The 18684-nt window shown below is 74.2% G+C and carries 17 protein-coding genes and 3 tRNA genes; 15 read left to right on the plus strand and 5 right to left on the minus strand.

Going from position 1 to position 18684, the window contains the following annotated elements:
- Window positions 1-549 carry an isopentenyl-diphosphate Delta-isomerase gene (gene idi, locus CGE01nite_RS13165; protein ID WP_048343405.1) on the minus strand — a complete coding sequence of 183 codons (549 nt, stop codon included), beginning with the start codon at window positions 547-549 and terminating at the stop codon, window positions 1-3.
- A gap of 85 nt (window positions 550-634) precedes the next feature.
- Here idi and CGE01nite_RS13170 point away from each other — a divergent pair, with 85 nt between their 5' ends.
- Window positions 635-1162: a MarR family winged helix-turn-helix transcriptional regulator gene (locus CGE01nite_RS13170; protein ID WP_170210973.1), complete on the plus strand. Its 528-nt coding sequence runs from the start codon at window positions 635-637 to the stop codon at window positions 1160-1162.
- A 23-nt stretch (window positions 1163-1185) separates the two neighbouring features.
- Here the strand turns inward: CGE01nite_RS13170 and CGE01nite_RS13175 are convergent, their stop codons facing one another.
- Together CGE01nite_RS13175 and CGE01nite_RS13180 are read right to left on the minus strand one after the other, a co-directional pair.
- Window positions 1186-2367, minus strand: coding sequence for a LacI family DNA-binding transcriptional regulator (locus CGE01nite_RS13175; protein ID WP_229747553.1), 1182 nt, complete (start codon window positions 2365-2367; stop codon window positions 1186-1188).
- A complete protein-coding gene (locus tag CGE01nite_RS13180) occupies window positions 2364-2603 on the minus strand; it encodes a hypothetical protein (RefSeq protein WP_048343404.1) in 240 nt (79 codons plus the stop codon). The genes CGE01nite_RS13175 and CGE01nite_RS13180 overlap by 4 nt, the downstream gene beginning before the upstream one ends.
- A 249-nt stretch (window positions 2604-2852) precedes the next feature.
- On the opposite strand from CGE01nite_RS13180, the gene CGE01nite_RS13185 reads away from it, so the two are divergent.
- From CGE01nite_RS13185 to CGE01nite_RS13250, 14 genes are all read left to right on the plus strand, one after another.
- A complete protein-coding gene (locus tag CGE01nite_RS13185; protein ID WP_141371342.1) occupies window positions 2853-3764 on the plus strand; it encodes a phosphatase PAP2 family protein in 912 nt (303 codons plus the stop codon).
- Window positions 3765-3914: 150 nt separating this feature from the next.
- Window positions 3915-5126, plus strand: a complete 1212-nt coding sequence (locus CGE01nite_RS13190) for a toxic anion resistance protein (RefSeq protein ID WP_141371343.1) — start codon at window positions 3915-3917, stop codon at window positions 5124-5126.
- Between the two features lie 11 nt (window positions 5127-5137).
- Window positions 5138-5659, plus strand: coding sequence for a hypothetical protein (locus tag CGE01nite_RS13195; protein ID WP_141371344.1), 522 nt, complete (start codon window positions 5138-5140; stop codon window positions 5657-5659).
- Window positions 5656-7161 (plus strand): AAA family ATPase, encoded by a 1506-nt coding sequence (locus tag CGE01nite_RS13200; RefSeq protein WP_141371345.1) that lies wholly within the window; start codon window positions 5656-5658, stop codon window positions 7159-7161. Before CGE01nite_RS13195 ends, CGE01nite_RS13200 begins: the two co-directional genes overlap by 4 nt.
- Entirely contained in the window at window positions 7158-8546 is a 1389-nt protein-coding gene (locus CGE01nite_RS13205; RefSeq protein ID WP_053071686.1) for a GlnX family signal transduction membrane protein, read from the plus strand. Before CGE01nite_RS13200 ends, CGE01nite_RS13205 begins: the two co-directional genes overlap by 4 nt.
- The gene (locus CGE01nite_RS13210; protein WP_141371346.1) at window positions 8546-9547 is read left to right on the plus strand and encodes a glutamate ABC transporter substrate-binding protein; all 1002 of its coding nucleotides are present in this window, start codon (window positions 8546-8548) and stop codon (window positions 9545-9547) included. Before CGE01nite_RS13205 ends, CGE01nite_RS13210 begins: the two co-directional genes overlap by 1 nt.
- On the plus strand, window positions 9544-10662 hold the full coding sequence (locus tag CGE01nite_RS13215; protein WP_141371347.1) for a hypothetical protein: 1119 nt from the start codon (window positions 9544-9546) through the stop codon (window positions 10660-10662). The genes CGE01nite_RS13210 and CGE01nite_RS13215 overlap by 4 nt, the downstream gene beginning before the upstream one ends.
- The gene (locus CGE01nite_RS13220; protein WP_141371348.1) at window positions 10659-12959 is read left to right on the plus strand and encodes a serine/threonine-protein kinase; all 2301 of its coding nucleotides are present in this window, start codon (window positions 10659-10661) and stop codon (window positions 12957-12959) included. Before CGE01nite_RS13215 ends, CGE01nite_RS13220 begins: the two co-directional genes overlap by 4 nt.
- Entirely contained in the window at window positions 12953-14278 is a 1326-nt protein-coding gene (locus CGE01nite_RS13225; protein ID WP_229747555.1) for a PP2C family protein-serine/threonine phosphatase, read from the plus strand. The genes CGE01nite_RS13220 and CGE01nite_RS13225 overlap by 7 nt, the downstream gene beginning before the upstream one ends.
- A 2-nt stretch (window positions 14279-14280) precedes the next feature.
- Window positions 14281-15558, plus strand: a complete 1278-nt coding sequence (locus CGE01nite_RS13230; protein WP_048343398.1) for a vWA domain-containing protein — start codon at window positions 14281-14283, stop codon at window positions 15556-15558.
- Entirely contained in the window at window positions 15555-16418 is an 864-nt protein-coding gene (locus CGE01nite_RS13235; protein WP_048343397.1) for an FHA domain-containing protein, read from the plus strand. Before CGE01nite_RS13230 ends, CGE01nite_RS13235 begins: the two co-directional genes overlap by 4 nt.
- Before the next feature lie 375 nt (window positions 16419-16793).
- Window positions 16794-16865: transfer RNA gene (locus CGE01nite_RS13240), tRNA-Gly, on the plus strand.
- Window positions 16866-16911: 46 nt separating this feature from the next.
- Window positions 16912-16982 (plus strand) — tRNA-Cys (locus tag CGE01nite_RS13245).
- Window positions 16983-17000: 18 nt separating this feature from the next.
- Window positions 17001-17075 (plus strand) — tRNA-Val (locus CGE01nite_RS13250).
- 79 nt (window positions 17076-17154) lie between these two features.
- Here CGE01nite_RS13250 and CGE01nite_RS13255 read toward each other — a convergent pair.
- Both CGE01nite_RS13255 and CGE01nite_RS13260 read right to left on the minus strand, forming a co-directional pair.
- Entirely contained in the window at window positions 17155-18036 is an 882-nt protein-coding gene (locus tag CGE01nite_RS13255; protein WP_082156403.1) for an NAD(P)H-hydrate dehydratase, read from the minus strand.
- A partial coding sequence (locus CGE01nite_RS13260) for a histidine phosphatase family protein (protein WP_141371349.1) occupies window positions 18026-18684 on the minus strand: 659 nt, incomplete at its 5' end. The genes CGE01nite_RS13255 and CGE01nite_RS13260, both read right to left, overlap by 11 nt.

The following is an 18684-nucleotide window of genomic DNA, read 5'->3' on the forward strand; positions in this document are numbered from 1 at the left end:
TCAGCCCACCCGTCGGGCGGGTGCGGCGGCGATGAGCTCGGCGAGCTCGGTGACCTGCAGCACGCTCCACGGGCTGAACGCCCACGGCGTCGAGGCCATCGAGCGGCCGAGGTCGGTCACGTCGACCCACGCGTGGTCCATCACCTCGGCCGGCTCCGGGCGTACGGCGGAGCGCGCCGTGGCGAACCAGACCGGGCACACCTCGTTCTCGACGATCCCGGACGCGTCCACCGCGCGGTAGCGGAAGTGGGGGAGCAGGAGCGTGAGCTCGGCGAGCTCGAGCCCCAGCTCGTCGCGCGCCCGGCGCCGCACGGCGTCCTGCGCCTTCTCGCCGGGCCGAGGGTGGCCGCAGAACGAGTTGGTCCACACGCCGGGCCAGGTCCGCTTGGTCAGGGCCCGGCGCGTCATGAGCACGCGTCCCTCGTCGTCGAGGACGTAGCACGAGAACGCGAGGTGCAGCGGCGTGGCCGTGTCGTGCACGGCCTCACGTGGTGCGTGCCCGCTCGGGCGCCCTGCGGCGTCGAGGAGCACCACGAGGTCCTGCGTCACGTCGACCTCCGGATCCCGACTGCGTCCCCGCCGACGGAGGAGATCGCTAGCCGCGCTAGTTACTTCGGAGACTAGTATGCGTGTCATGCCCGAACCTGCAAACCCCGCGCACTACTGGTACGGCGACGACCCGGCCGTCGCCGACGTCCTCGAGGCGGTCCGGGCCTTTCGTCGTGCCGACGCGGCGATGCGTCGTCGCACCGCCGCGCGCATGTCCATGAACGAGACTGACATGCGGGCGCTCCAGGTGCTCATCGGGCGCGAGGCGGAGGGCCTCGTGACCAGCCCGCACCACGTGACGCGCGAGCTGGGCATCTCGACGGCGTCGACGACCAAGCTGCTCGACCGCCTGACCGACTCGGGTCACCTCGTCCGCGAGTCGCACCCGACCGACCGGCGCGCGGTCGTGCTGCGGCCGACGCCGCACGCGCACGACGAGGTACGTGAACGGCTGGCCCGCATGCACCGGCGCATGGCGGAGGTCGTGCTGGCCGTCCCGGAGGCCTCGCGGGCCGACCTCGTGACCTTCCTGCGGAGCATGGCGGCCGTGGTGGACGACGAAGAAGGCACGGACCCGCTCAGGCCCGCGAACGGTCCTCAGACCACGCGCTGAGAGCGGTCCGGCGAGGGTCGTCCTCAGCGCGCGGGGGCCGGCCCCGTCGACTCGCGGACCACGAGCTGCGTCGGCACGAGCACGTGGTCGGGCTCGGCCGCAGCAGCGCCCGGGCGCTGGGCCGCGAGCGCGTGCTCGATCGCGCGCGCCGTGGCTCTGCCCTTCGCCACGAGGTCCTGCCGGACCGTCGTGAGCGACGGGGTGACGGTGCGGCTCAGCACGCTGTCGTCGAAGCCGACGACGGACACGTCCCGTGGGACGCTCAACCCGAGCTCGCGCGCGACGCGCACGACCGCCCAGGCGACGAGGTCCGAGAAGCACAGCACCGCGGTCGGCCGGTCGGGCAGCGTGAGGGCGAGGCGGGCGGCGGCGAGCGCGTCCTCCTCGTGGTTGTCGAGCATGTGCACCGCGACGACGTCGGCGCCCGCCGGACGCAGGGCGCTCATCCACCCCTCGACCCGTTCGCGTGAGACGTGCCCGACGCCGGCGGTGGCCGGGTCGGGCGCGACGCCGGGCGGCAGGCCCCACGCGGTCGTGAGCAGGGCGACGCGCCGGTGGCCGAGGTCGACGACGTGCTGCGCGGCGGCGCGCGCGCCGGGCCGGTCGTCGAGCAGCACCGTCGCGGCGAGGTCGGTGGTCGGGAGCTGGTCGACGTACACGAGCGGCAGGCCGCGTCGCTCGAGCCAGCCGAGGGCCGTGGTGTCGACCGCGCACGCGTAGACGATCGCGGCGTCCATCGGGACGTCTCGCGCCGCGAGCCGGTCGCCGTCCCCTGCGGTCGGGAGCAGCGACAGCGCGAGCCCCGTGGGGGCGAGCGCCTCGGCGACGGACGCGAAGAACTCCGCGGCGATCGGGTCGCGGAACGCCGCGGCGGGCGACTGCGTGAACAGGACGCCCACGGTGCCCGACGAGCCGCGGGCCAGCATGCGCGCCGCGGGGTCGGGGCCGACGTACCCGAGCTCGGCGGCGGTCGCCAGGATCGTCTCGCGCAGCTCGGCCGAGAGCTGGTCCGGCCGCGAGAACGCGTTGGAGACGGTCATCCGGCTCACGCCGACCTGGTCGGCGATCGTCTGCAACGTCACGCGCGCCACGGCCACCTCCTGTCGCCCGCCCGGTCGTTCGCCGGGACCCGGGTCCTGGACGCCAGGGTAGGTGACCGTGGCGGGCGCGTCGGCCGTGCCCCGGCCGTGCAGGAGCGTGCTCACCGCACGAGGGCCGACCGCTCGGTCGGCGCGACCGCGTCGCCCAGGCGGTGCAGCGACCGAGCGCCCGCGCGCCGCGTCGCGGCGAACGACCGGGCGACGACGGTGGTCCCGCGCCGGGCGCGTCGGCCGGCGTCCGGGACGACGGGCGCGTCGGGGAGCGCGCTGCGCGCCTGGGTCAGGGCCGCGCGGCGGGAGTGGAGCAGGCTGAGCGGTGGCGGGCTGAGGTACATGGTCATCTCCTGTTCTGTACCGGTCCAGTCGTGCGTCTCACACGGTAGGCGCCTCGGGCTGTACCGGTCAAGAGGTATCTGCGGGTGGACGCCGTGCTTCATGGAGATGACGCTGGGCGTGCCGCGATTCGACATCACCCCGTGAGCGAGTCGCGCGTGACGGGCGCCACAACGTCCGGTTGGGACGGCAAACGACATGGTCATGCGTCCAGCCGACGCTAGTGTGGCCGCAGACCAGTGCCGGAAGGGGGCCAGGTGGGCGGGGAGATGGCGGTCGAGCGGTCGACCAGTGGGGGAGCCAGGCGCACGCGCGGCGAGATCATCCGCGAGGTCGTGCTCGTCGTGGGCCTCTACGTCGCCTACTCCGCCACGCGCCTGGCCGCGAGCGGATCGTGGGACGTCGCGAAGTCGCACGCCCGGGGCATCCTCGACGTCGAGCGCTGGCTGCGCATCGACATCGAGCACGCGCTCAACACCGCGACAGCTCAGCACACGTGGCTCGAGGTCGCGACGTCGTACTGGTACCAGTCGATGCACTACCTCGTGACGCCGACCGTGCTCGTCGTCCTGTTCTTCCGGCGCCCGCTGCTCTACCGGCCTGCGCGGACCGCCCTGCTGGGGGCCACGTTCCTCGCGCTGTTCGGATACTTCTTCTTCCCGACCGCGCCGCCGCGCCTGCTCGGCCAGTACGTCGACACGGTCTCGGAGAGCTCGGTCTACGGATGGTGGCCGTCAGCCGCCGAGCAGGCCGCCAGCGGCGCCGGCTCCGTGACCAACCAGGTCGCCGCGATGCCGTCGATGCACGTGGGCTGGGCGGTCTGGGTCAGCGTCGTGCTCGCGTACCTGCTGCGGCGACGCTGGGCGAAGGTCGCGGTCTGGGGCTACGCGGCGACGACGACCGCGATCGTCGTCCTCACCGGCAACCACTGGGTGCTCGACGCCGTCGCCGGCGCCGCCCTCGTGCTCGGGTGCTGGTGGTTCGCCGGTCACCGGTACGGGCTCTGGGCGCCGCGCGCCCAGGTCGACGCCGAGCTCGACGACCTCGTCGGCGAGGTGGTCCCGGACACGCGACGCCTGGCCGCCACCAACGACGACGGGCTGGCCCTGGCCTCGACCGTCGACAGCCCCCCGCCGAGCGACCCCGAGGTCGAGGCCCCGCGGGCGTGAACCCGCGGCTCACCCCGTCGCACGAACTGTGAGCGGGGCCACCTGCCGAGCGGCCGTATGGCATAGCGTGCTGCCCGAACCCCAACTGAACCCGGAGCTCGACGGCGGCCCGATCGGGGCCATCACGAGTCCTCGACGCGGAGGTACACGATGACGCAGCCCGCAGCGGGTGCACCGGCACCCCTGACGCCCCCGCTGGAGCTCGAGGCCCCCGCGCCGCTCGCTCCGGTCGCGCAGACCCAGGCCCCGGCGATCGCCCCGCGTGTCGACGAGGCCGCACTGCCGGGTCTCGACGCGAAGGTCGACTCCTACCTCGCCGGGCTGGCGAGCGCGCAGGCCGGTTCGCCCGAGTTCGCGGCGAAGGCCGAGGACGTGCGGACCATGGGGGACGCGGACGTCCGGGCCGCGGCCGAGACCTCGAACCGGCTCCTGCAGATGCCGGTCCAGGAGCTGCGCGACGGAGGAGTCTCCGGCACGTCGCAGGTCAGCAAGTCGCTGCTCGACCTGCGCCGCACCGTCGAGGAGCTCGACCCGTCCGAGGCCAGCCTGGGCAAGAAGATCCTGGGCTTCCTGCCGTTCGGCGACTCGATCACCGACTACTTCCGCCGCTACGAGAGCGCGCAGAAGCAGATCGACGCGATCGTGCAGGCGCTCTACAACGGCCAGGACGAGCTCCGCAAGGACAACGCCGCGCTCAACCTCGAGAAGCAGCACCTGTGGGCGACCATGGCGCGGCTCAACCAGTACGTCTACGTCGCCGAGAAGCTCGACACCAAGCTCGCGACCCTGGTCGCCGAGGCCGAGCGGACCGACCCGCAGCGCGCGAAGTCGCTCCGCGAGGACGTGCTGTTCTACGTGCGCCAGAAGCACCAGGACCTGCTGACGCAGCTCGCGGTCTCGATCCAGGGCTACCTCGCGACCGACATCATCATCAAGAACAACGGCGAGCTCATCAAGGGCGTCGACCGAGCGACGACCACGACGGTCGCGGCGCTGCGCACCGCGGTGCTCGTCGCGCAGGCGCTCAACAACCAGAAGCTCGTCCTCGACCAGATCAGCGCCCTGAACTCGACGACCACGGGCATGATCGCGTCGACGTCCAAGCTCCTGCGCGAGCAGTCGGTGCAGATCCAGGAGCAGGCGGCGAGCTCGACGCTGGGCCTGCCGCAGCTCCAGCAGGCGTTCAACGACATCTACGCGACGATGGACGCGATCGACGGCTTCAAGGTCAAGGCGCTCGACTCGATGGCCCAGACCATCGGCGTCCTCGAGACCGAGACGACGAAGGCGCGCTCGTACATCGACCGCGTGCAGAAGTCCGACCAGACGGGCGCCGCAGGCGGCTCGCTCGACCTCGGCTGAGCGAGGCGTCGATGGGCTGGTGGGGTGCGCTCGTGGGCCGGCGGCGCGGCCGCGCGCCGGAACGGGCCGGTCCGGACGAGCCCGCGGTGCCCACCTCCACGCAGATCGTCGAGGCCGTCCGTGAGGTCCAGCGCGACGTCGAGGGTCGGGTGCCCGCGGCGGTGACCGCGCGCGTGAACCGCATCGCACGCGTCGTCGAGGACATGGCGCCGCGCCTGGACCGGCTCGGCATCGGCAGCCGGCAGGCGCACACGGTCGTCGCGACCGCGACGAGCTACCTGCCCGAGGCGGTCGGGTCCTACCTTCGGCTCCCGCGCGACTTCGCCGACCGTCGCGTGGTCGCGCAGGGCAAGACGTCGCTCATGCTGCTGTGCGACCAGCTCGACCTCCTCGGTGTGACGCTCACGCAGATCTCCGACGCGGTCTCGCGGCAGGACGCGCACGCGCTCGTCGCGCACGGCCAGTTCCTCGCGGACAAGTTCGGGGGCTCGTCGCTCGAGCTGCCCGACGGCGGCCCGGCGGTGGCGTCGTGAGCCCCGGCGCTACGCTGCGCGGCGCGATCGACGCGCTCGTGGCCGTCGGCGTGCAGGCGGGTCTCGACGACGCGGACGTGCGCGACGAGGGCGCGCGCCTCGCCGCGGCGGTCGCCGAGGCCGTCCCGGGCGCGCCCGACGCGTGGGGCGAGGCCCTCGGACGCACGGAGCTCTCCGCGTTCTTCACAGCGGCGTCCGGCGGACGCCGCTGGCGCTCGGCACCCACGGCGCAGCTCGAGCGGCTCGTCGCCGAGGGCTCGCCGCAGGCCCCCGAGTACGCACGCGCGCTCGCGCTGGTGACGTCGGCCGCGTGCGACCTGGGGGAGCCCGGGCTGGACGTCCTGGCACGCGCGTCGGCGACCGCCGCGGTGCACCTCGCGGCGGCGGGCGCCACCGGCAGCCTCGCGCCAGTGGGACCCGTCCCGAGCGCCGGACGGACGACGCTCGAGCAGGCGCGGGACGCGCTGCCCTCGCCTACGGCCGCGGGAGCGACGGCCGTCGCGACGGCGGGCGACGAGCCCGAGCCCGCCGAGGCGCCGACGCGTTCGCTCGAGGAACTCCTTGCCGAGCTGGACGCGCTGATCGGGCTGCGTCGCGTCAAGCGTGAGATCCGTGAGCAGGCGCAGTTGCTGCGCGTGGAGCGTCTGCGCACCGACGCGGGCCTCACGTCGCCCACGATCACGCGACACCTCGTCTTCCTCGGCAACCCCGGGACGGGCAAGACCACCGTCGCCCGGCTCGTCGCGGGCATCTACCAGGCGCTCGGTCTGCTCGCGCAGGGTCACCTGGTCGAGGTCGACCGCTCCGAGCTCGTCGCGGGATACCTCGGGCAGACGGCGGTCAAGACGTCCGAAGTGGTCGGGACCGCCGTGGGCGGGGTGCTGTTCGTCGACGAGGCGTACGCGCTGGCCGAGGACCAGTACGGGGCCGAGGCGGTGAACACCCTCGTCAAGGACATGGAGGACCACCGCGACGACCTCGTCGTGATCGTCGCCGGGTATCCCGGGCCGATGGGCAGGTTCCTCGCGACGAACCCCGGCCTCGAGAGCCGGTTCTCGACCACCATCACGTTCGACGACTACAGCGACGACGAGCTGACCGCGATCTTCGAGCTCGCGGCGCGCAAGGCCGACTTCGAGCCCGCGCCGCAGACGGTCGACCGCTTCCGGGAGATCGCCCGCAGCCAGCTGCGCGACGAGGGCTTCGGCAACGGTCGGTGGGCGCGCAACGTGCTCGACAAGGCGATCCTGCGGCACGCGTGGCGGCTGCGCGACGTCGCCGAGCCGACCGTCGAGGAGCTGCGCACGCTCCTGCCCGAGGACCTCGTCGACGCCCCGCACGACGAGGCCGACGAGCAGCTCGATGCCGGTGGTCCCGCCGCGCGGGCTGAGGTCGCCGGCGACGACGCGCCCGACGCCGCCGACGAGCGAGCGGACGAACGAGCCGACGACCAGGCCGACGAACCGGCCGACGAACGTGCCGACGAACAGGAGTCCGCGTGACGCCGACGCCCGCCGCAGCAGCGGCGCCGCCCCCTGCTCGACCCGCATCCGCGGCAGGCCGCACCGGAGCCGCCGTCGCGACGGCCGCGACGGCGGGAGCGGTCCTCGTCGCACCCACCGCGGGCTCGTCGCGACTCGCGACGCCGGCGCCCGCGGGCGCCGTGACCACCGCACGCTCAGGCCGCTTCAGCCGCACTCCCGCACGTCTGCGGCTCGCGGCGACGCTCGGCGTGCTGGCGAGCCTGCTGGTCGCCGTCGTCGGGCTCGGCACGGGCCTCGCGCAGTCCCAGGCGCTGTCGGCAGCCGCCGACGACACGGGTCAGCAGGTCCGCGCGCTGCAGGTCCGCAACGACCTGGTGGCGGCCGACGCGACGGCCACGAACGCGTTCCTCGTCGGCGGGCGTGAACCGGTGGAGCAGCGAGCGCGGTACGACGACTCCCTCGCCGCGGCCTCGGGTGGCTTGGTCGCCGTGGCGGGCGCGGACCGCGGCGACGCCGCACGCCTCGGCGCGGTCAGCACGGGCGTGACGACGTACAGCGGACTGGTCGAGCAGGCGCGCGCGAACAACCGGCAGGGGTTCCCGGTCGGTGCCGCGTACCTCGAGGCCGCGTCGCAGGAGCTGCGTGCCTCCGCGCTGCCCGGCATCGACGAGGTCGTCACGGCGAACGACGAGCGGGTCTCGGACGCGTTCGCGGTCGCGGGACGCGCGATGCTCGCGATGCTCGCGCTCGTCGTCGGGATCATGGCGCTCGTCGCTGTCCAGGTGTGGCTCGCGCGGCGCACGCACCGCCGGCTCAACGGCGGGCTCGTGATCGCCACCGTGGTGCTGGTCGTGGGCGGGATCGTGCTCAGCACCAGCCTGAGCGGCGGTGTGCAGACGGCGAACCAGGTCCAGGACGGCGCGTACGCGCGCACGGTCGCGGTCGCGCACGCCTACTCGCTCGCGAACGACGCGAAGGCCATGGAGTCGTTCACGCTGATCAAGCGCGGCTCGGGCCAGGCGTACGAGGAGTCGTACCTCGACGCGGTCACCCAGGCAGAGGAGCTGCTCGCCGGGGGCGGGATCGACCAGCAGGTGGTCGAGACGTTCGACGCCTGGAGGAGCACGCACGACGAGATCCGCGGACTGGACGACGGCGGTGACTGGGACGCCGCGGTCGCCCTCGCGACGTCGACCGAGCCCGACTCGCCCAATGCGAAGTTCGACGCGTTCGGGACGGCCGCACGGGACGCGGTCAGCGCGGACGGGACGCAGGCGGACGACGCGTTGCACGACGCCGCGCGGTCGTCCTCCCGCAGTGCGTGGATCGCGCTGCTCGCCGGGCTGCTCGCGGCGGTGGGTGTGGCCGTGGGCTTCAGCGCTCGACTGAAGGAGTACCGCTGATGAGGGCTGGACCCGCTGTCGTGACGACCCCGCGCCGTGCCGCGCGGGCCGCCGCCGTGGTGGCCGGGCTCGCGCTCGCGCTCGCCGGGTGCACCGCGACCGAACCCGGCGACGTCGGGGCGACCGACGCACCCTCGGCCGAGGCGGCGGCGACGAGTGCGCCGGCCGCCGCACCCGCCACGTGCACCGACCTGACGCAGTCGTACGCGCCGGGCGAGAGCGGCGCGGACGTCGAGAGCAACGCGTCGGTGCGCAGGATCCGTGACCGTGGCGCGTTGATCGTGGGCGTCTCGGCGGACACCCTGCTCATGGGCAGCCGGAACCCCATCACCGGGGCGATCGAGGGCTTCGACGTCGACATGGCCGCGGCGGTGTCGACGGCGATCTTCGGCGACCCGGACCACCTGCAGTTCCGGGTCATCACCTCGGGCCAGCGCCTGGACGTGCTGACGAACCACGAGGTCGACCTGGTCGCGCGCGCGTTCTCGATCACGTGCGACCGCTGGACCGAGATCGCGTTCTCGGCGGAGTACTTCCACGCCGGTCAGAAGGTGCTCGTCCCGCTCGACTCGGACGCGCGGGACATCGACGACCTCGACGGCATGCGCGTGTGCGCGCCCGAGGGGACGACGACGATCGAGCGGCTCGCGGACTACCCGGGCATCGAGGCGGTCGGCGCGCAGACCCACACCGGCTGCCTGGTGCTGTTCCAGCAGGGCAAGGTCGACGCGATCACGGGCGACGACACGATCCTCGCGGGCTTCGCGGCACAGGACCCGTACGCCAAGGTCATCGGGAAGGCGATCAGCGACGAGCCGTACGGCATCGGGGTCGCGGCCGACGACGTCGAGCTCGTGCGGTTCGTCAATGCGGTGCTCGACGAGGTCAAGGCGGACGGCCGCTGGGCGGCGTCGTACGAGCGCTGGCTCGGTGCGCTGGGCGACGCGCCCGAGCCGCCCGAGTCGGTGTACGGACGCACCGCGCGCGGAGGCTCGTCGTGACGCCTGCGGGACCCGTCGACCCGCCCCGGGCGCCGGGTCGCCTCGGCGAGGCGATCCCCGCCGCGGACCTGCTGACGTACCTGGCTGCGCTCGAGCGGTGGGCGGCGGACCGGCGGTCCGAGCTCGACCGCCTCGACTCGGCGTCGCGGCAGACGGACAAGCCGGAGGCGTTCACGTCCGACGTCGTGCTGGCGATGACGATGTGGCAGGCGATCCGCGGACGGCTGGACCGGCTCGTGGAGATCTGGGACTCGGGCCGGGCGGACGCGGTCGCACGCGAGCAGATGTCGCAGCTCATCTGGGGCCGGCTCGACGCGGGACGTGCCTCGGCGCTCGTCTCGCTCGTCGAGGCCGTGACGCTGTGCGACGCGATGCTCGACCAGCTCCGTGACCGGCTCGCGTTCGACCCGGGCGCGGCCGACGAGGCTGCGCGCCTGCGCGCGGTGCGCGCGGCGGTCGTCCGGTGCGAGGACCTCGCCGCCGACGGGGACGCGCAGGCGCGCGTCGCGGCGCTGCGCGCGCGTGAGCAGGGGATCTCGGCGCAGGCGGCACGCGGTGCCGACGTCACCGGTCCGCTCGGCGAGCTCGAGGTCGACGTCGCCACCACCGAGCGCGACCTCATCGTCGACGCGTCGCAGCGCCGCACGCTGGCGCGTCAGCGCTCGGACGCCGCGGCGCTGCGCGACTCGCTCGAGGAGCGCGAGCCGACGCTGCACTCGCTCGCCGACCGTTGCCGACGAGAGATCGTCGACCCGCCGAACCTCGCGGTGCCCGACGTGTCTCGCTTGGGCGACGTCCCACCGACGCGCACCGAGGTGGACGCGTTCGTCGAGCGGCTGCGCACCGTCCAGCGCGCGTTCGACGCGGTCGCGGACGCCTACGGCCGTCCGCTGCGCGAGCGGGCCGAGCTGCGGTACCGCCTCGAGCGGCTCCGCGGCGCGGCGGACGCGAACGGTCGCAGCGCGTCGCTGACCGTGCGCTCCGGGTACGACGAGGCGCGCGACGCGGTCGAGCGCACGCCGTGCGACATCGTCCTCGCGCGCTTCTACGTCGAGCAGTACGAGTTCCTCACCCGCGATGTGCCCGCCCACGGGCCGAAGGGAGCCACGCGATGACGGCGTGCACCGAACCGGGCTGCACCGGCACCTACGAGGACGGGTACTGCAACGTCTGCGGTTCGCCGCAGGCGCCGACCGCGCCCGCGGGCACAGGGGTGACCCGGCCCGCCGCCTCGGCCACGTCGCTGCTCGGCACGGGGATCGCGTCAGGTGTGCCGGTCGCCCGCGGCCCCGGCGGTGACGACGAGCGGTCGACGCGTACCGGACGGACCAGCTCGAGCCGGCTTGCGACCGCGGCGCTGGGCTCGGCCCGCACCGCGGCGAGCGGCTCGCGCGCCACGCGCACGCTCGGCACGGGCTCCACGCGGCTGCGCGGCGCGCGGCTGGGGGCCGGGCTCACCACCGTCCCGTCGGTGCCGGTCCGGGACCCGCTGCAGGTCGTGATGGCCGACCCCCAGGTGCCGGAGCGCAAGCGGTACTGCCCGTCGTGCGGCGAGCCGGTCGGTCGTGAGCGCGACGGCGTCCCCGGACGCACGAAGGGCTTCTGCCCGCAGTGCGGCGCGGCGTTCGACTTCGACCCCCGCCTCGTCGCGGGCGACCTCGTGGGCGGCCAGTACGAGGTCGTCGGCTGCCTCGCGCACGGCGGCCTCGGCTGGATCTACCTCGCGCGCGACCAGAACGTGTCCGGGCGCTGGGTCGTGCTCAAGGGCCTGCTCAACGCGGGCGACGCCGACGCGTACGCCGCGGCGATCGCCGAGCGGCAGTTCCTCGCCGAGGTCGAGCACCCGCTGATCGTCGAGATCTACAACTTCGTCATGCACGACGACGCGGGCTACACCGTCATGGAGTACGTGGGCGGCCGCTCGCTCAAGGAGATGCTCACGGCGCGCCGCGAGGCGGCAGGCGGCACCAACGACCCGCTGCCCGTCGACCACGCGTGCGCGCTCGTGCTCGAGGTGCTGCCCGCCTTCGCCTACCTGCACGACGTCGGCCTGCTGTACTGCGACTTCAAGCCCGACAACGTGATCCAGCAGGGCGACGCAGTCAAGCTCATCGACCTCGGAGGCGTGCGCCGGGTCGACGACCTGCAGTCGGCGATCTTCGGGACGGTCGGCTACCAGGCGCCCGAGGTGCCCGAGGTGGGGACGTCGGTCGCCTCGGACGTCTACACCATCGGCCGCACGCTCGCGTCGCTCGTGCTGGACTTCCGGGGCAACACGACGACGTACGTCGCGTCCCTGCCACCGGTCGCCGAGACCCCCGTGTTCGCGCGGTACGACTCGTTCTACCGGCTCCTGGCCAAGGCGTGCGCACCGGACCCGTCCGACCGGTTCGCCACCGTCGACGAGCTGCGCACGCAGCTGCTGGGCGTCCTGCGTGAGGTCGTCGCGACGGACCGCGGTCCGGGTCACCCCGCGCTGCACTCGGCCGCCTCGGTGCTGTTCGACCCGCCGACGACCGACGGCGCGCACGGCCCCCTGGGGTGGGACGAGCTCCCGCTGCTCAAGGTCGACGCATCCGACCCTGCGGCCGGGTGGCTCGCCGGCGTGAGCGTGTCCGACCCGCTGCAGCGGCTCGAGGCGCTCGCCGACGCGCCAGACGAGACCGTCGAGGTGCGGCTGGCCCGCGCGCGCGCCGGGATCGAGGCGGGCCGGCTCGACGTGGTGCGCGCGGCGCTCGCGCAGGTGCTGGACGCCGACCCGTGGGAGTGGCGTGCGGTGTGGCTCGACGGCCTCGCGCAGCTCGCGGCCGGCGACGCGGTCGCGGCGCGGGCGTCGTTCAACGCGGTGTACGGCCAGGTGCCGGGCGAGCTCGCGCCCAAGCTCGCGCTGGCCGTCGCGTGCGAGACGTCCGACGAGCCCGACATCGCCGAGTCGCTGTACGTCGTGTGCGCGCGCTCGGACGCCAACTACACGGCGGCGGCAGCGTTCGGCCTGGCGCGGATCCGGCGCCGGGCCGACGAGCTCGACGGCGCCCTGGCCGCGCTCGAGCTCGTGACGCCGACGCGCAGCTCGTACCCGGAGGCCCGGGTCCAGCGGGCGCGCCTGCTCACGTCCGCGGGCCGGGGCATCTCGGCCCTCGCGGACGCCCTGTCAGGGCTCGAACGCGTCACGGTCGAGCCGCAGCAGCGCGTGGACCTGCGGATCGGCGTCTTCGAGGCCGCGCTCGCCGAGGTCGTGCGCTCGGGCCCCGCTACGCAGCTGCGCATCGGCGACGTCCCCGTCGAGGAGGCCCGGCTGCGGGACGCGCTCGAGGCCGCCTACCGCGAGTCGGCGACGCTCGCGGGCACGCGCGACGAGCGGATCGACCTCGTCGACCGCGCCAACGCCGTCCGACGGTGGACCGCGTGGTGACCGGTCCGGCGACGACGGCCGCACCGACTGCCGCGTGCGAGCGGTGCGGGGGAGTGCTGCACCCCGACGACCGCTTCTGCGAGGGGTGCGGCGCCCGCGTGCCGGGTGCGTCCGAGCAGGGCACCGCCGGCTCGGCGGCGCGGGGGACCGCGGTGCCGGGAATGGCGGCGCAGGAGCTCGCGGCACCGCCGTCCTCGGCGAAGCTGGCCGACCCGGACGACGATCGTGACGCCGACGCGCCCGCGGCGACGGGCGCACCGCGCCGCTGCCGTGCCTGCGGCGGCACGGTGGCCGCCGACGGCTACTGCGAGCAGTGCGGTGAGCCGGCGGCGTCCGAGCGGGACCACTGGTCGGACAGCCCGGCCCCGTGGGTCGGGGGCGTGTGCGATCGCGGCGTGCGCCACGCGCGCAACGAGGACGCGATGGCGCTGGCCGCCTCGGGCTCGTTCGCCGCGCTCGTCGTGTGCGACGGCGTCTCGACCGCGCCCGACTCGGATGCCGCGAGCCTGGCGGCGGTCGCCGCGGCGCTCGACGTCCTCGTCTCCGGCGGTCCGGAGGGGGCCGAACGCGCGGCCGGGTCGTCGGCCGCCCGCACGGCGGCCTTCTCCGGCCTGCTGGCGCGAGCGGCGGTCGCGGGCAACGACGCGGTCGTCGCGAGCATGCGCGAGGGTGTCGGCCCCGACCACGCACCGTCGTGCACGTTCGTCGCCGCCGTCGTCGACGACGACCTGCTCGTCGCGGGCTGGCTCGGCGACTCGCGCGTCTACTGGCTGCCCGACGACGGCCCCGCCCAGCAGCTCACGGCCGACGACTCGTGGGCCGGTGAGCTCATGTCCCGCGGCGTGCCGCGGGAGGCGGCCGAGGCGTCCCCGCAGGCGCACGCGATCACCCGCTGGCTCGGGCCCGACGCCGAGGACGTCACGGCGCGCACCACCGCGACCGTGCTCGACGGCCCCGGCTGGGTGCTCGTGTGCTCGGACGGCCTGTGGAACTACTGCTCGCGCGCTGAGGACCTCGCGCCGCTCCTGCGCGGCTTCGCGGCCGCGGTGGACGGCGACCCGGCACGCGTCGCCGCGGAGCTCGTCGGCTGGGCCAACGCGCAGGGCGGACGGGACAACGTGACCGTCGCGCTCGCGCGCGTGCCGGCGCCGCGGACGCCCGCCGCGGGCGGGACCGCACCCCCGTCTGCCGAGGCCGCTGACCAGGGCGACGACCGACCCGAGCACCTGGTCGACGACGAGATCACGACCCCTGTACGCCGAGTGTCCGAGCCCGCGGGTTCGGATAGCCTCGGCAGCACCCGACCGACGAAGGATTGAGCGTGGCCGTCTTCACTGCCGAGGTCTTCCAGAACGAGTTCCTGCCGCAGGGCGGGACGGACGTGCACGCCATCGTCACGCTGACCAGCTCCGGTGCGGGTGCTGCGGCCACGGCCCAGGGCGGTGTCGCCGAGATCATCATGGTCGACACGTCGGGCTCGATGAGCGGCCGCAACCTCGACGCCGCGAAGCACGCGGCCCAGGTGGCGGTGGACCAGATCGCCGACGGGACGTGGTTCGCGATCGTCGGCGGCAGCCACGTGGCGCAGCGGGTCTTCCCGTACCCGAACGCGGTGCGGGACATGGTCCAGATGGAGCCGGGCGCTCGGTTCGAGGCCAAGCGCGCGATCGCGACGCTGCTGCCGTCGGGCGGCACGGCCATGAGCACGTGGCTCGCGCTGGCCGACCGGCTGTTCGCGACCGTCCCGCAGGCGCCGCAGCGGCACGCGATCCTGCTGACCGACGGCAAGAACGAGTCCGAGCCCCGCGCCGCCCTCTCGGCAGTGGTGCGCAACGTGACCGGCCACTTCCAGTGCGATGCGCGAGGCGTGGGCGCGAACTGGCAGGTCGACGAGCTCCGCGAGATCTCGACCGCGCTGCTCGGGACGGTCGACCTGATCGCCAACCCGGACGACATCGCGGCCGACTTCCGAGACCTCGTCCAGCGTTCGATGTCGCGCGGCATCGCCGACGCCGAGCTGCGCGTGTGGGCGCCGCAGGGAGCCCAGGTGCTCTTCGTGCGGCAGGTCGCCCCGACGGTCGAGGACCTCACGTCGCGCAGGTCCGAGGTGAACCCGCTGACGAGTGCGTACCCGACGGGCTCGTGGGGCGACGAGTCGCGCGACTACCACGTGGCGGTGCGCGTCGGCTCGAAGCCGGTGGGCTCCGAGCAGCTCGCGGCACGCGTACAGATCGCGGTCGGCGGCGAGGTGCTCGCGTCGGGTCTGGTGAAGGCACGCTGGTCCGACGACGACTCGCTCACCGCTCGGATCAGCCCCGAGGTCGCGCACTACACGGGTCAGGCCGAGCTCGCGAGCGCGATCCAGGAGGGCCTGGCGGCCAAGGCCGTGGGCGACGAGGCGACCGCGACCGTCAAGCTCGGCCGCGCGGTCCAGCTCGCGCAGGAGACCGGCAACGACGAGGCGACGAGCCGGCTCAAGCGGGTGGTCGAGATCGACGACCCGGAGCAGGGCACGGTGCGGCTCAAGCGCCACACGGACAAGCTCGACGAGATGGCGCTCGACACCGCGTCGACGAAGACGACGCGGGTGCGCAAGTGAGCACGGTCGTGTGCCCCGAGGGCCACGCGTCGACGTCGACCGACTACTGCGACGTGTGCGGTGCGCCGATCGGCTCGGCGGCGGCCTCGGCCGCGCCGTCACCGACGATCCCTGCATCCGGTGCGACACCCGCCGCAGGCCCCACGTCGTGCCCCCACTGCTCGTCCCCCGCCGCCCCCGGTGCGTTGTTCTGCGAGAACTGCGGCTACGACTTCACCACCGGTGCCACGCCCGCGCCCGTGACGCCCTTGACGCCCCCTGGAGGCCCGACCACGGGCGCGCTGCCTGCGGTCGTGGCTCCGCCCGCGTCCGACCCGCCTGCCACGCGTCCTGACCCCGGAGCGCCGGCGGTCCCGGGATCGGCGCCCGGCGGTGAGTCGTCCTCGTCGGGGACGTCCGCCGACCCGGACCCTGCGACGGACGGCACGGCGTTGCCGACGCCCGCACCCGCGGGCTCTGAGCAGTGGGTCGCCGAGGTCTGGATCGACCCCGACTGGTACGCGCTGCAGCAGCCCGAGGACCCCTTGCCCTCGGTGGGCCTCCCCGCGCTGGTGCCGCTGCGTACGCGCAGCGTGCTCGTCGGGCGCCCCTCGGTCTCGCGCAACATCCACCCGCAGATCGACTGCGGGTCGGACTCGGGCGTCTCACGTCGGCACTGCCAGCTCAACACCGACGGGCAGCGCTGGTGGGTGGAGGATCTGCAGTCGTCGAACGGCACGTACCTCGCGCGCGCGGGCGAGTCGCTGCCCACGGTGCCCGTCCCGGCGGGCCAACGTCACGAGATCGCCGACGGGGACCGGGTCTACGTCGGCGCCTGGACGCGGATCGTCGTCCGTCACGCGCTGCCCGGCGAGGTCTGACGCCGCGCGCCGTCGTGACCTGAGCCGACCTCACCCGGCCCGAGCCGGCCTGACCCGCCCTGGCCTCGGCCGGCTTGGCGCACGGGCTCGGCAGCCTGGTGACCATCGTCACAAGCCGCCCGGTGTCCTCACGTCGGAGCGCGTGCCCGGCGCGGTGCGGCGAGCGACTGCCGCAGGATTCCGGGGATCTCGGCCCGGTCGCCCGGACCGGAGCGGGGGCCGCGCGCGGTCGGAGCTGCCGCGACACGCCGCGAGATCCGCGTGATCGTGCGGATCTGGGTCCAGGGCGCGGAGCCAGTTGGACTCTGGAGCGAACACTCGGTTAAAGTCTGGGACGCACACGGAACGCCGGTGAGAGCCGGGGGACGTGACAGCGCGGACGTGGCTCAGTGGTAGAGCATCACCTTGCCAAGGTGAGGGTCGCGGGTTCGAATCCCGTCGTCCGCTCGGAGACATCCTTCTCGGCCCCGGCCGCTGAGGACTGCGGTCTCAGGGTGGAGTGGCCGAGAGGCGAGGCAGCGGCCTGCAAAGCCGTATACGTGGGTTCGAATCCCATCTCCACCTCGCAAGCAGCACACCCCCGGGCGATTGGCGCAGCGGTAGCGCGCTTCCCTGACACGGAAGAGGTCACTGGTTCGATCCCAGTATCGCCCACCAGATTCATCACGAGGAGCCCGTTCCCGGACACCCGGGGACGGGCTCCTCTGCGTCCGGCGACGTCACCGACCGAACCGGCTCAAGACGCCTGGTACTCGAGCAGGACGCGGGGCAGGGCGTCGACCAGCTCCCGCGCGAGGAAGCCGATGGGGCCGACCTCGGCGGTGAGGCGGTCGCCGGCGCCCGTGTGCAGCGCGACGCCCCAGCAGGTCGCGCGTGCGAGGTCCGTGCCCGCGGCGAGCAGCCCCGCGACGGCACCGGCCAGCACGTCACCGCTGCCGGACGTCCCGAGCCCGGAGTGCCCGCTCGCGGACGCCCACGCCTCGCCACCCGGTGCCGCGACGTGACCCGAGAGCGCGACGACGGCCTCGTAGCGCTCCGCGATCGCCGCCGCGGCCTCCCGCGCGGTGAGCTCGGCGCCGCCGAGCAGGCGCGCGGCCTCGCTCTCGTTGGGGGTCAGCACGAGGCGGCCCGCGAGGGCACGGCGCGCGTCGGCCATCGCGGGCAGGACCCCGAGCGCGAACGCGTCGAGCAGCACGGGCGTCGTCGCCGGGACCGCGCCGCACACGTCGTCGATCACCGACCGTGTCCCTGCCGGGTCGTCGAGCCCGGGACCGACCACCACGACGTCGGCGCGCTCGAGCTCGTCCGCGAGCACGTCGGCCGGTGCGCCGCGGACAGAGCCCGACGCGGTCTCGGGCAGCGGGATGACCCCGGCCTCCGGGACGGCGACCGCGACCGCGACAGCGCCGGACGAAGCGACGGCGAGCGTGAGGCGACCGGCGCCGACCCGCAGCGCCGCTAGCCCCGCGAGCATGGCGGCGCCGGGCGTGCCTCGCGCACCGCCGACCACGAGGACCGCACCGCGCTCGTCCTTCGACCCGTGGCGGTCCGGCAAGGGCCAGGACCGGAGCACGGCGGGTGTGAGGGGCTGCACGGCGTGCGTGTCGTCATCGGCCACGGGCGTCCGTCCCTTCGTGCTCGGTCACGGGCGCGTCCAGCGCGGCCAGGTGCGTGACGTCGTCGAACAGACGGGTGGTCCAGGTGCCCTCGCCGTACGCCATCAGGCTCACCGACGCGTTGCGGACGCTGCCGCGCTGGATCAGCGCGAAGAGGTCCTGCTCGGTGAGCTCCTCCAGGACGTACCGCACGAGCGCGACGACCGCGTCGTGCGTGACCACCAGGACGCGGCGACCGTCGTCGCGCCGGGAGAGGTCGGCCAGGACGGCTCGCAGTCTCAGCGCGACGTCGGTCCACGACTCGCCGCCCGGAGGCCGGTAGTAGAACTTGCCGAGCAGAGCCCTGCGCGCAGCCTCGTCGGGCAGCAGGCGCGCGATGCCGCTCGTCGTCAACCGGTCGGTGATCCCCAGCTCGCGGTCACGCAGCCGCTCGTCGATCCGGACCGGCAGGTCGAACCCCGCCGCGTCGAGCGCGACCTCCAGCGTCTGCCTGGCACGCACGTAGGGCGAGCACCAGGCAACCTCAGGCCGGTCGCCCGGGCGCCCGGCGCCGAGCCAGGCGCCGAGCGCGCGCGCCTGCTCGACACCTCGGTCGCTCAAGGGTGTGTCAGCGTCGCGCGTGGCGAGCTCGAGCCGGTCCGCACCGGCTC

Source organism: Cellulomonas gelida, assembly GCF_006538725.1.
In the GTDB taxonomy this organism is placed as follows: Bacteria; Actinomycetota; Actinomycetes; order Actinomycetales; family Cellulomonadaceae; genus Cellulomonas; species Cellulomonas gelida.